This window comes from Streptomyces sp. NPDC047049, from assembly GCF_040643995.1.
GTDB lineage: Bacteria > Actinomycetota > Actinomycetes > Streptomycetales > Streptomycetaceae > Streptomyces > Streptomyces mooreae.
Genome location: NZ_JBEYVM010000005.1, coordinates 156,670 through 169,720 on the forward strand (window position 1 = coordinate 156,670; position 13,051 = coordinate 169,720).

At 69.2% G+C, this 13,051-nt stretch carries 11 protein-coding genes; 6 read left to right on the forward strand and 5 right to left on the reverse strand.

All coding sequences use genetic code 11. The features are described 5' to 3' along the window. Nucleotides 1-78 precede the first annotated feature (78 nt). The 4 genes from ABZ851_RS15075 to ABZ851_RS15090 are packed head-to-tail and all read left to right on the forward strand — an operon-like array spanning nt 79 to nt 6,650. Nucleotides 79-3,006, forward strand: coding sequence for a beta-propeller fold lactonase family protein (locus ABZ851_RS15075; RefSeq protein ID WP_361126644.1), 2,928 nt, complete (start codon nt 79-81; stop codon nt 3,004-3,006). After that, nucleotides 3,003-3,731, forward strand: a complete 729-nt coding sequence (locus ABZ851_RS15080) for a Pvc16 family protein (RefSeq protein WP_361126647.1) — start codon at nt 3,003-3,005, stop codon at nt 3,729-3,731. Before ABZ851_RS15075 ends, ABZ851_RS15080 begins: the two co-directional genes overlap by 4 nt. Continuing rightward, nucleotides 3,728-5,728: an ATP-binding protein gene (locus tag ABZ851_RS15085; RefSeq protein ID WP_361126650.1), complete on the forward strand. Its 2,001-nt coding sequence runs from the start codon at nt 3,728-3,730 to the stop codon at nt 5,726-5,728. The genes ABZ851_RS15080 and ABZ851_RS15085 overlap by 4 nt, the downstream gene beginning before the upstream one ends. 4 nt (nt 5,729-5,732) lie before the next feature. Then, entirely contained in the window at nt 5,733-6,650 is a 918-nt protein-coding gene (locus ABZ851_RS15090; protein ID WP_361126653.1) for a hypothetical protein, read from the forward strand. A 184-nt stretch (nt 6,651-6,834) separates the two neighbouring features. Here ABZ851_RS15090 and ABZ851_RS15095 read toward each other — a convergent pair whose 3' ends face one another. The 4 genes from ABZ851_RS15095 to ABZ851_RS15110 form a co-directional block, all read right to left on the reverse strand. Beyond that, nucleotides 6,835-7,266, reverse strand: a complete 432-nt coding sequence (locus ABZ851_RS15095) for a hypothetical protein (RefSeq protein ID WP_361126656.1) — start codon at nt 7,264-7,266, stop codon at nt 6,835-6,837. 11 nt (nt 7,267-7,277) lie between these two features. Then, complete coding sequence (locus ABZ851_RS15100) at nt 7,278-8,576, reverse strand: phage tail sheath C-terminal domain-containing protein (RefSeq protein ID WP_361126659.1); 1,299 nt, start codon at nt 8,574-8,576, stop codon at nt 7,278-7,280. A 42-nt stretch (nt 8,577-8,618) separates the two neighbouring features. Then, nucleotides 8,619-9,059, reverse strand: a complete 441-nt coding sequence (locus tag ABZ851_RS15105) for a phage tail protein (RefSeq protein WP_361126662.1) — start codon at nt 9,057-9,059, stop codon at nt 8,619-8,621. Between the two features lie 79 nt (nt 9,060-9,138). Then, complete coding sequence (locus ABZ851_RS15110) at nt 9,139-10,356, reverse strand: phage tail sheath subtilisin-like domain-containing protein (protein WP_361126665.1); 1,218 nt, start codon at nt 10,354-10,356, stop codon at nt 9,139-9,141. Between the two features lie 488 nt (nt 10,357-10,844). Here ABZ851_RS15110 and ABZ851_RS15115 point away from each other — a divergent pair, with 488 nt between their 5' ends. Next, on the forward strand, nt 10,845-11,333 hold the full coding sequence (locus ABZ851_RS15115) for a 2OG-Fe dioxygenase family protein (RefSeq protein WP_361126668.1): 489 nt from the start codon (nt 10,845-10,847) through the stop codon (nt 11,331-11,333). A gap of 75 nt (nt 11,334-11,408) precedes the next feature. Next, a complete protein-coding gene (locus ABZ851_RS15120) occupies nt 11,409-11,612 on the forward strand; it encodes a hypothetical protein (RefSeq protein ID WP_361126671.1) in 204 nt (67 codons plus the stop codon). A gap of 290 nt (nt 11,613-11,902) precedes the next feature. On the opposite strand, the gene ABZ851_RS15125 is transcribed toward ABZ851_RS15120, so the two are convergent. Beyond that, the gene (locus ABZ851_RS15125) at nt 11,903-12,493 is read right to left on the reverse strand and encodes an isochorismatase family protein (RefSeq protein WP_361126673.1); all 591 of its coding nucleotides are present in this window, start codon (nt 12,491-12,493) and stop codon (nt 11,903-11,905) included. Nucleotides 12,494-13,051: the final 558 nt, after the last annotated feature.

Genomic DNA, 13,051 nt, shown 5'->3' on the forward strand with positions numbered 1-13,051 from the left:
TCCGGGCCCGACGAGGCCCTGAACTCCTCAGCCCGGCGGGCCAGTTGCCCGCAACCTGCCGTTGGAAGGAAGACACGCATGAGCCCGGCAGTGCAGCGCATCCTGGCCGTCGACTGGGCGGCCGACACCCTGGTCCTCGCCCGTCTGGAGGCCGACGGCACGGTGGTGGAGGTGGAGTCGGCCTCGGTGCCGGGCAATCCGCGGACGGTGTCGGCGGACGGGGCGGGGGAGGAGGCGTATGTGGCGACGGCCGGGGTGCCGGCGTTCTCCGTGGTGGAGGTGCGCTCGGCGGGGGCCGGCACCCGCAAGGAACTCGGAGCGGCACCGTACGCGGTGGTCGCCGGGCTCGACGGGAACCGCGTCTGCCTGGCGGACTGGGCGGGCGCCAAGGTGTACGTCCACACGCCGCCGAGCGGAACCCCCGTCCCGGTCCCGGTCTCCGCGGGGCCGTTCGCCCTGGCGGCGGCTCCCGGCAAGGACCTGGTCTGCGTCGTCCATGACGGGAACGCCACCGCGGCCAGGCAGCTGAAGATCGTGAAGGTGGGGGACGGAGCCACGCCCACCGGCGTGCAACTCCCCGGCGAAGCACGGGCATTGGTGGTCAACCCGGCAGGCACCCATGCCTATGTCGGCTGCCGGGGGGTGGTCTCCTCGAACGACGGCACCCTGGCGGTGGTGAGGCTCAGCGACGGCACGGTGGCGGCCGAGCCCCGGGTAGGCCGCGAACCGGCCGCCGTCGCGATCAGCCCCGCCGGCGACCGGCTCTGCGTCGCCGACAACGGCACGGCATCCCTCTCCGTCGCCCAGCTGTCCAACGGCCTGCCGGGGACCTTCCTCACCCTGCCGGTCGCCCGCCGGCCGCATGCGGTGGCCTTCTCCCCGGACGGGAATCTGATCTACGTCCTGAGCCGCACGACCGGCGGACTTTCCGCCGTCCATGTGGGCCTGATCGGCGGCAAGCTGAAGGGTGTCTGCCGAGAGGTCCCGACGCTCGGTGCCGCCGTCCCGTCCTCGGTGGTCTTCTCGCCGGACGGTGCCGTCGCCCACGTCACCGATCAGGCCGCCGGTGTGCTGATCCCCGTTCGGGTGGGGCCGTCGGTCCTCCAGGAGGTCGGTACGGGAGCGGGATCTCGGCCCTCCTCGGTCAGTGTGACCCCGGACGGCAGCCGGGTGGTTTGCGCGGACTCGGCGGCGAACCGGGTGCTGGTGAGCGAGGTCTCGGGCGCCTCGGCGGGCACACCCGGTCCCATCGCGCTTCCGGGGGACACCGGGAAGATCAAGCCATGGGGCGTCGCCACCGGCAAACCGTCGGACAAGCCGGCCTTCGCCGTGGTGACCAGCCCGCCCACCGACGAGTGTTTCGCCATCATTCCCGAAGAAGGCCAGACACTGAGCGGTGAGGTCACCGTCAAGCCCGTCGCGCTGCCCTCCGCCGCGGCTCCGCGCGGGGTCACCGTCACCTCGGACGGCCGGTACGCGCTGACCGCGAACTCCGGTGGGGAGTCACTGTCCCGGATCGATCTTCAGGGGGGCGCGGCGACCATCCCGGCATCGGAGGTCCAATGCAATCAGCCGGTCGGCGTGGAGATCGGTGGCACCAACGGCGACACGCTGTACGTGGCGGACTACGACGGAAAGGGCGGCAAGGGGCATGTGTCCGTCCTGAAACGCCAGGCGACGGGCTGGAAATGGCACAGTGATATCACGGCGGAATCCGACAAACTCCAGGGCGCGCATGAACTCGCGTTGTCGCCGGACGGCAAGTATCTGTATGTCGCGAGTTATCTCAACAGCCGTATCGCCATCTTCCTGTGGGACAGCGGCACCGCGAGCTGGAAATGGCAGGCGTCACCTGCTATTTCCGGCCTTACCAACCCCTACGGCCTCGCACTGTCATCGGACGGCAACTACCTCTACGCATCGTCCAAGGAGACGAAAAGGGTTGCGCAGCTCTCGGTGCAGGACGGCACGGGACTCACCCGCACGGCCTGGTACAAAATCGACGCGACGGCCAAGTCCGCGGCCTCGCTCACCCTGTCTGCCAAGGGGTATCTGTACGCGAGTGACGAGGTGGACGGCTATGTCTACGGCATCAAAATTCCGGACCAGGGCGGCACCTACGACATGCAAAGGCTCACGGGGAAGTTGCCTCTGCTGAAACCCGCCGCCGGCATCGTCAACCGAGGTGACAAACTCTATGTCGTCACCCTCTCGGACAATGGGACCGGGAAAGAGAAAGCCCTGACCGAGCTGACCATCGATCCCGACGATCCCCTGAAAATCACCGCGAGTACCGAGCCCAAGCCCCCGCTCACCGAAGAGCCCTACGGCATCGCCGCCCGAGCCGACGGCCCTCTCTACATCACCAATCAAACCGCGAGAACGATCTCGGTACGCGGTGACACGCTCGTCACCACCGTCGACCTCTCCACGGCGAGCGACTCCGAACCCAGGGAAGTGGCCTGCAACGCGCACCACGCGGTCATCACCGACGCGGCGCGGCAGAAGCCGGTCATCCACCACCTCCCCCTCGACACCCTGACTCCCAGCACCCCCCTCACCGCCTCCGCCCCCTCCACCGGCCTGGCGATCTCCCCCGACGGAACACGGGCCTACGCCGCCCACCCCACTACCAACTCCCTGACGGTCCTGGACCTTTCCGCGGCACCGAAAATCCTGGAGCAGTGGACGGAGCTGGCCGCCCCCGACCGGCTGACCGTCTCTCCTGACGGCAAGGACGTCTACGCAACCAGTCTCCAGGGCGACAGACTCCAGATCATCGACGCCGCGACCGGCGTCGTCCGCTGCACGACCGCCCCAGGCACCTCACTCGCCGGCCACGCCGCCCCACCACGCAACGGCGCCGCGGCACGCCTGTACGTCACCGACTCCACTGCTGAGCGGTTCCTCGTCCTCGACACCGGGACCCACACCCCCGGCACCCCGAAGCCCGCGGGCACCGACGTCCGCCAGGCCATCCGCACGACCACCCAGGAAAGCTCATGATCCAGCTCGTCGACGATGCCCTGGAGAAGCGCATCCGCGAGGACCTGGGCAAACCCAGCGGCCTCACCGTGACGTTCACGCCCCCCAACGACGGCAAACCCCCGGGCCACACCCCAGGCACCCAGACCCTCGGCATCTACCTCTACGACGTCCGCGAGGACCTCGACCGCCGCCTGATCGGCACCGTCAACCTCTACGACAAGCCCACGCCCGAGGAGGACCGCAAGCCCTGGAAGATCGCGCACCATGACCCGCCGCGCTACGCCCGGCTCTCCTACCTGGTCACCGTCTGGACCTCGGACCCGAAGCTGACCCACGCCCTGCTCGGCGACGTCCTGATCGGCCTGGCGCGGGACCGCGAGTTCGTCGTCGAACTCCCCGATCCACTCGTGGAGATGGGACTTTCCGCGCTGCTGGAGGTGGGCCGCCCACCGGTGAGCGAGCGCCCCCTCGACGAGCTGTGGACCGCGGTCGGCCACTTCCTCCAACCGGTCGTCAATGTGACGGTGGTGCTGCCGCTGCCCACCCATATGCCGGCGTTCTACACCCGGAGGGTGATGCACCCGCTGCGCATCCCCGACCAGCGCATCGAATTCGCCGACCCCACCCCGCCGCCCCACTGGAAGGATTGGCCGCCCAAAAAACCGATCGGCGGCAACACGCCGGCCTCCGCACCGCCCGCTCCTGCCGCCCAGGACACCCCCGGTGAGGAGCCCCCCGCATGACCGCCGCCCCGCCCCGCGACGCGACCTCCGCTACCGTCCCGGTCCCCGACGACGTGGCCGAGGCAGCCGCCCGGCCCCTCCTCGCCCGGCTCGCCCTGCTCCAGTCCCGTATCCAGCGGGCGATCGTCGCCCGCGCCGCCACCGACCCCCAACCCCCGGCTGACCCCCTCCGCGGCCTGTACATCAACGACGAACTCGCCCCGCACATGCTGCGCGGCACCCCGCTCCCGCTGCCGCCGGACGAGGCCGACGCACTGACCGAGGCAGCACTGGACGCCAACGAACGGGCCGCGGAACAGGCCGGCCGAACCGTCCCGCTCCGCCAACTCGCCACCCGCTTCGGCCTGTCGGAGCTGGAACGCGACCTCCTGCTGATCGCCCTCGCCCCCGATCTCGATCCCCGCATCGAACGCTGCTACGGCTATCTCCACGACGACCTCACCCGGCGTCGCGCCTCCCTCGGACTGGCCCTGACCCTGTGCGGTCTCCCGGCGCACTCCGCCACGGGCCGGGCGGCACTCGGCCCGGACGGCGCCCTCCGCGCCACTGGTCTGCTGGAGATCGAGCCGGCGGAGGACGCTACCCGGCCGTACCTCACCCGGGCGCTACGCGTACCCGACCGGGTGACCGGACATCTCCTCGGCCGGGGCGATCCCGATACCGCCACTCTTCCCCACCCGCTCGCTCTGTTCGCCCAACTCTGCTCCTGTGACGGCCCGTTGGGTGATGCCGCCGGCCCACCGGTCTACCTCCGCCACCACCCACCCCGCCTCGCGCACCATGCCGCCGCCTCCCCTCCCCTCCTCGCCCTCGACCTCACCCCGGTCACCTCCACTCCGGCAGGCCCACCCCCCTGCACCGACCTGGACGCCCTGCTGCGCTCCGCCGCCCTGGAAGCCCGCCTCCGGGGATGCGGCCTGCTCGTCGGACCGATGGACGCGCCGGCGGTGGACGGCCCCGGCCGCGTACGCCACTGCCTGGCCCAGCTCGCCCCACCCCAGGCGCCCCGGCTGCCGCTGACCCTCACCGGATCGCGACCATGGGACGCCGACTGGACCCACCCGGGCCTGGACGCGCCGGTGGAACTGGGGCCCGACGGGGCCCCGATCCGCTCCAGGCCGGTCCCGCGCCCCGCCCGCACCGCGGGAACGGGCGCACTGGGCCGTCTCGCCCGCCGGGTCCGCCCCACCGTCGGCCGGCCCGACCTCGTACTGCCGCCCCGCCCCCGCGCCCTCCTGGACGATCTGGCCCGCCGCGCCAAACACCGCGAACGGGTATTGCTGGACTGGGAGTTGAGACCGGGAGGCGGCCGGGGCATCGGCGTGAGCGCGCTGTTCAGCGGTCCGTCCGGAACGGGCAAGACCCTGGCGGCCGAGGTGGTGGCCGGCGAACTGGGGCTGGACCTGTACGTCATCGACCTCTCCACGGTCGTCGACAAATACATCGGCGAGACCGAGAAGCACCTCGAAGTGCTCTTCACCGAGGCCGAGCGGACCGACGCCGTACTGCTCTTCGACGAGGCGGACGCGGTCTTCGGCAAACGCTCCCAGACCGTGGACGCCCACGACCGCTACGCCAACACCTCCATCGCCTACCTCCTCCAGCGCCTGGAATCCTTCGACGGGATCGCGCTGCTCACCACCAATATGCACACCAACATCGACCCGGCCTTCCTGCGCCGCCTCGACGTCGTCGTGCCGTTCCCGGCGCCCGACGTGCCCGAACGGCGGGCCCTGTGGGACCGCTGCCTGGGTGCCACGGCGCCGCGCGCCACCGACCTCCAACTCGACCTTCTGGCCGAGGAGTTCGACCTTGCCGGAGGCGCCATCCGCTGCTGTGTGCTGACCGCCGCGTACCGGGCCGCAGAGTCCGGACGGCCGATTGGCACCGGCGACCTGCTGGCGGCGGTCCGCGACGAATACCTCAAGCTCGGCCGCTACCTGGACGAGAGCCGGTTCCCGGCCCTCCGGAGCGCTCAGCCTGCCAAGGAGGGGTGACCCCATGAATCCGACCACCGCCCACGCCCCGCAGCCCGCCCCCAGCCCCGCCCCCGTACCGGCCCGCGTCCCCGCCCCCGTCCCCGTCCCGTACAAGCACCGCCGGGCAGTGCGCTCCCCACGCTGGGAACAGGTCGCCACCGCCTACGAGCACCGGCTCGGCGCCGCACTGGAACGCGACCCCGCCGTCCGCCGCATCGCCCAACTCGCCGTCCGGCGCCTGTACGACGTCCTCGGCCGGGACTTCACCCCGCAGCGCGCGGCCGGGGCGTTCTACACGGACGACCGACCCGGGCAGCCCCGGCCAGGCCGGCCCGGCGGTGACCTGCCGACCCGCCTCCAGGCCAGTCTCGTACCCGGCTCGGAGGCGACGGTCCGCCAGCTGATGACCTCGTTCTACAACGCCGCGTACTACCGGCACGGGCCCCAGGCGAAACCCCCGGGCGGCGAGCGCGCGGTGTCGTTCAAAACCCTCCTCCGGCGACACCGCCCTCGTCGACCGCCTGGGCCTGGACACCTCCGCCTCCGCCGGTACCGCGACTACCGCCGTACCTGCCGCACCTGGTCCGCCCTGCGGCGCCTCCCGCGCCTCCCCCCCCCGCACCTCTTCGCCGACGACGTCTTCGCCCTGGGCAACCTCCCCGCCCGCCGCGCGGCTGCTGACCGGATCCAGGACCGGAGGGCGGAGCTGTCGGACCGACTGCGGAAGGAGGGGCAACTGCACGCCGATCTGGCCGCGGAGGCGCTGTCCGTGCTGCCTCCGGTGAAGGACACCGTCTTCCATGCCGGCTGGGAGCCGTTCTACCAGGGCGCCCGGATCACCTTCACGCCGTTCACCGCACCAGCCGGGTGGAGAAGGAGGCGAAGAATTTCCTGCCGCTCCAGCACCCACCGCCCGGCGGCCGCCTCGTCCATCACCTGATCTTGACCGGCCGCAGCGGCCGCGATATCGCCGCATTCGCCAAGCACCCGGTAGGAGAAGGAAGTCCTCCTCCTACCGGGTGCCACCTTGACCGAAACCGACCGCTTCAAGAACGTATCGGCCCGTATCAAAGGCAAGGAATACACCTACGACTACGTTTTCGTGAGGGAAACGGGGTGACCCCTCAGCCGGCCCTGACGGGCGCGGGCATAGGGCGTCGCTGGAAATCCGCGCTCCCGGAGGTCGGGGGCGCCGGGTCCGTCCCCGTGTTGCCGCTGGCGCGTGTGGCGACCACATAGGTGTACGTCAGCTTCGCCCCGTCGTCGATCACGATGGGCCGGCCATGTTTGGTGTGGCTCCGGATTGTTTTGTGCGTCGGCGCCAGCGTGAACCTGATCGTGCCCGATCCCGCATTCGGAAAGGTGGGCGGCCGGATATAGGACGCCTGCACCGACAGCCCCTCGATGTCCGACGGTACGCACACCTTCTGCCCGCAGGCCGTGAATTCCCCCGTGCCGGTGAGCGTCACCAAAAGGAACGGGACGGGCAGGAACAGGGTACCCGGGGACGGCGCGGCACGAATCTGATCTCCGCCCCGGACCACTGGATACGGCACGGCACCCCCCTTTACGTCCCCGCCGGCCCGGCGATCTGGGTAATGGTGAAGTGTACGAATTCGGCCGGCCGCACCGGCGCCACCCCGATATCGCAGTGCACTTCGCCCAGATCCTGTTTCTCCCGAGGATTGTTCGTCTCGTCGCAGATGACGTAGAACGCCTCCTCCGGAGTGCGCCCCACCAGCGCGCCCTCCCGCCACTGATCCAACAGGAACGTCGCCACGGTCTGCCGCAGCGTCCCCCACAGCCGCTGGTCGTTCGGCTCGAAAACCGCCCAGGTCGACGACTGCTGGATCGAATCACGCAGAAAGCAGATCAGCCGCCGGACGTTCAGATATTTCCAGTCCCGGGACGTCGAACGTGTCCGCGCGCCCCACACCAGCAGCCCGCGGTCGGGGAAGGAACGCAGGCAATTGACTCCGGCGGCATTCAGCTCGCCCTGTTCCCCGTCGGTGAGCAGGACGGGGAGGTCGAGCACACCGCGCGGCGCCGCATTCGCCGGCGCCTTGAACACCCCGCGCTCGGCATCGGTACGCGCCCAGACCCCGGCGAGGTGCCCGCACGGCGGCACGGTTCGCGGACGACCCTCCACGCCCGGCACCTTGACCCACGGGTAATAGAGCGTGGTGAAGGCGGCTTCGGGCGCGTCCGGTGACGCAAGTTGTGCACCGGCGAAGTCCTTTACCGCGTCCGGCAGTAGATCGGCCGGCGGATCGATCAGCGCGAGCCGATTGTGCATGCCGGTGCAATGCGCCAGCACCGCGTCGATCAGCGGCTTCCCATCGGTCTGCGTCACCGGCGGCGGATCGGTGGTGGGAACATCCCGGGTCATCTCCCACAGATTCGGCACCGCGACCATGCTCACCCGCGGCTCGGTCTCCAATCCACCGAGCCCGGTGCGGGATTCGACGGCACCCTTCAGGGTGCTGTCCGTCACCTTTTTCGTCGGATCGGTGAATCCCACCACGTAACACGACCGACCGCCGTTGGCGAAGAAACCGTAAACCGCCTCCGCCAGGGCGAAACACCGCTCCAACTCATTGATTTTCGCGTCGGTATCGGCCTTCTCGCGCTCCTTCGCCAGCCCGTCCATGCTGTACCGGTCGACGAATTCTGGCCAGCCCCGGACCAGCCGCGGCGTCGCCCGTTCCGCATTGGTGTACGGCGGGGTCGGTGGATTGGGGTCCTTCTCCGACGACTCCCTCGTATACCCGAGGAATGCCGGAATCGACGTGCTCGCGCCGGTGATCGAACGTACGCCACTGGACTTCTCCGTGACGTACACCCCGGGCGGAACAGGGGGTGTCATCTGTGCTGCGTCCTTTCGTTACGCTGCCACGCCTGGCCGCGCCTATTCGATGGTCATGTCCTCGTAGGTGATGGTCACCTGCTCCGTCGCGGATTCCGAATTCGCCGCACCGAGCGAGGGCCCCTCCCAACGGGAGGCCCAGGCATTGCTGAGATGGATGCGGCGCACCGTCTGCTTCTTGGCGTCCTGCAGCGCGATGGTGATGTTCTGCCGGGCGCTGTCGAGATCGGCGTTGACCAGCGTGGCCTTGATCCAGTCGGTGAAGGCGGTGCTCTTGTCCATACCGCGGGTGATGGTGATCTCCCCGGTACGGCGGGAGCCGGGCTGTTTGCGGACGATGAGTTCCCCGGTGGCCGAGACCTGGCGGGTTTCGACCACGTCCTGTTCCAGGGTGAGCCCCGAAACCTGCTGAACGGTCTCGACCTGGAACTTCCCCAGTTCGATTGCGAAGCGGCTGCTGCTGAAGGTGTCACCGGTCAACACGGCTGTTCTGCTCCCCTTTTCCTGGAATGATGTGGTGTGCTCGGGGTGTTACGTCCCGACCTGACCCCCTGCCGTCCGATCACGTTCCGGACTGCCCGGCGATCTGCGCAATGCTGAAGTGCACGAACTCGGCCGGTCGCACCGGCGCCACCCCGATATCGCAGTGGACCTCTCCGTCGTCCTGCTTGCTGGGCGGGTTATTGGTCTCGTCGCAGATGACGTAGAACGCCTCCTCCGGCGTCCGCCCTACCAGCGCTCCCTGCCGCCACTGGTCCATGAGGAACGTCGAGACGGAATGCCGCAGCGCCGCCCACAGCCGCTCGTCGTTCGGCTCGAAGACCGCCCATGAGGCGGACCTCTCGATCGAATCCCGGAAGAAGCAGACCAGCCGCCGCACATTGAGGTACTTCCAGTCCCGCGACGAGGAACGCGTCCGCGCCCCCCAGACCAGCAGCCCCCGATCGGGAAACACCCGGAGGCAGTTGATCCCGGCGGCATTGAGTTCACCCTGCTGGGCATCCGTGAGCAGAACCGGAATATCCAGCACACCCCGCACATTCTGGTTCGCCGGCGCCTTGAACACCCCGCGTTCCGCGTCCGTCCGCGCCCAGATCCCCGCCATGTGCCCGCAGGGCGGCACCGTCCGCTTGTAGCCGTTCACGCCCGGGACCCGCACCCACGGGTAGTACGCAGCGGTGAACGCTCCCTCATCGGAGTCGGGCGACGGCAACTTTGCCAGAAATGGCTGCAGTTCGCTGGGCTTCTTGCCGTCCGGCGCCTCGATGATGGCGACACGGTTACGCATGAAGGTGCAGTGCGCCACCAGTGCGTCGATCAGCGGCTTGACGTTCTCCACCGTTGTCCCGCTGGGCCACAGCTCGGGCAGCGCGACCATCTGCACATCGGGGACTGCCTTGAGCCCTTCCAGGCCGGTCTTCTGGTCCTTGTTCCCGTTCAGCTCGGTCAGGAGGTCATTGTCCGGGTTGAGGGTGACGACGTAGCACTCGGTGCCGCCGTTCGCGAAGAACCCGTACACCGCCTCGGCCAGGGCGTTCTTCTCCGACAGCGGCAAGTACCCCTGGATGGACTTGAGTTCGTCCAAACGGTCGGCGATGGGCCAGTATGCCTTCGCCGCCGCTTCCCATGCGGTGTACTGCGTACCTGCAAGCTTCTTCGCCGTTGCGTCGGCCTTGGCCTCGTCCTCTTGGTCGACCGGCTGCCCCGTCATCAATTGCCGCATCACATCGGAAAATTCTTGGTACTCCTCCTCGCTCACCTCGGCCGAGGGGGCGTGCAAGTGCAGGGCGCCTTCGGCCGACGTGAAAGCATCGCAGAGCGGCTGCAGTCTGGCGGCCTCCTTGTCCGCCCCCTCCTTCGTCAGCTCCGTCCGAAAGTGGAACCGATCGACGTACTCATTCCAACTCCGCACCTTCTGCGGCGAAGCAGCACTCGGCCACGTCACCGAATACCCCAGAAACGCGGCCGTTGACGTGCCCGCTCCCATGATGGACCGGACTCCACTCGGGAGTTCCTTGACGAAAACTCCTGGGGCGAGAAGATCAGGGGACATGTCGTGGGTCCTCCCGGACGAACGTCGGATGCACCGGCCGGGAGCCGTACCCAGGTCACCGGCGCTACGCGCACCCCGAAGGCCCTTCCGCCAACTAACCGCCCCTACGGATGAGATGAAATCGCATGGACGCGCGGAATGGGCTCGGCCGTGCGTCCGAAGAAGGTCGATTCGGGCGCTAGCCTCGATCTTTCACCCCTGCCACCGGCGAGCTGGTGCGGCTGCCGGACACCGCGTTCGTGCAGCCGGACCGCACCAATCCGCTCCACACCGATGTCGACCGCCACTTCGAACCGCTCACCGACGCCTTTGCCGCGGACCCGCTCATGCACGCCGTGGTGTCCCTGCTCGGACGAGTCGCCGGCGCGTTGGACGGCACGCCCCACTGGATCGTGAAGGTGCACCCGTTCCGGGTGGTCGCCACCGCCGGGCGGGCCGGCCAGCCGACACCGGAGGGCCGGCATCGTGACGGCGTCACACTGGTCTCCTCGCTGCTGGTCGACCGCGGCAACGCGACGGGGGGCCGAAGCACCGTCTTCGCCGCGGACGGGTCCGCCCCGCTGGCGGCCACGCTGGACCAGCCGGCGGGCCTGCTGCTGTCGGACGACCGCAGTACGCTGCACGAGGTGTCGCCGATACGTCCGCTGGTTCCGGCCCGGCCCGCGCACCGCGACGTCCTGGTGGCGACCCTCACGCCGGCCTGACCACCCGAACGCATCGCCGGCGCCTCAATAGCCTTCCAAGAGTCGCCCTGCTGCCGCCAGTGGACCGCCACGCTGGTGGCCTTCGCCACCGCAACCGTTCGCTTCGCGACCGGGGCAAGCCAGTTCCGAACGAATGCTTCTCCCGGCCTCACCGTGCGCCTGGTCCTGACCGTGGTCTGCGGCCCCCTCGCCATCCTTTCGGCCGTGGATCTCATCCTCGTGCTGCGCAACGATCGGGTCGTTCTGGGCGAGCAATCCGTCGAGTTCACCATCGGCTGACGACCGGGGCGGCCGGCCGGCCGCCCCACCGTATGCACCGGGCTGCGTGTCATCCCCACGTTGATCGCCATGCTGTCGACCGGCGCTCTCGTCGTGGCTCTGCGCTACTGATTCCGGGCCGGGTGCACGGAACCTGCCCTTGGGCCGGGGCTTTCCCGAGAGCGGGGCACGCGAAGGTCCCCCCCGAGCTTGTCAGTCAGACAACTACCAGGCGGCCGTCAGCCGCCTTCGGAAACGGCTCACGCGGCCGCGAGGGACCTGCCGGTCACACAGCAGATTTGGAAGCTGTTTCAGGTGAGGACGACCGGCTCGCCGCTCAGCGCCACACCCGCCTGGCGCAGCTCGTTGATCGCTGTGCTGGTGGTGTCGGCGGCAACGCCGGCGGTGTAGTCGAGCAGGACCCGTACCGCGAAGCCCGCTCGTACGCCGTCCAGCGCGGTGGCCTTGACACAATGGTCGGTGGCGATGCCGACGACGTCGAGATCGCTGACGTCGCGGGCACGCAGCCAGTCGGCCAGTGACGTGCCGTCCTGGGCCGAACCCTCGAAACCGCTCTTCGAGGCGGAGTGCGCCCCCTTGTAGAAGACCTCGTCGACGGACCCGGAGGCGACGGCTGGCTCGAAGTTCGGATGGAACTCGCTTCCCTCGCTGCCGACGACACAGTGCACGGGGAAGGAGTTGTCGAAGTCCGGGTGCTCGGAGAAGTGGGCCCCCGGGTCGATGTGGTGGTCGCGGGTGGCGACGATATACGCGTAATCCCCGTCAGCGCGCCCAGCCAGATCGGCGATGGCGACAGCCCTGTCCGCACCGCCCTTCACCGGAACACTGCCGCCCTCACAGAAGTCCTTCTGCACATCGACGACGATCAGAGCACGGCGCACAGCTCCACCCTTTCCTTGCAGGAACCCGTGCCCGTATGCCTGCCCATCCGCTATGAACCGGCGCACCACGGGGCCCCGTCAGTCACCCGACCAGCCCGGTCGGCACGCGCTCGGTCCTCGCTGTCGCACGAGTTCGGCCAACTCGTCGCCGTCCGGACGATCTGACGGAGTTGACTGGTCGGGGCGCGGGGGCATGGTGATTCGACCGAAAGGCAACGCTGCCAAGTGCGGTTGCGCGGCGGCCAGCCGCCAGAGCCAACAACAACAGGGAGCCGAGTGGACGGCGCAGCAGCGGAAGGCGCTGGTCAGCCAGGCAGGGCGACACGTGCTGACCCGCGCAGTACCAGCACGACCGCGGCTAGCATCTCCCGGTCCCGGTCCCGGTCCCGGCCCCGGTCCCGGTCCCGGCGTCGCCCACCACCCTGCGGCCGCGACGGAGCGTCCGGCACCACTCGCTGGAACAACGCCCACAACCCATCCGGCACCAGCCGCTCGACGATCCCCATCACAGCCAACCACCTACCCAGGCAGCTTCCGCAGGCCAGGTGCCATATGGAA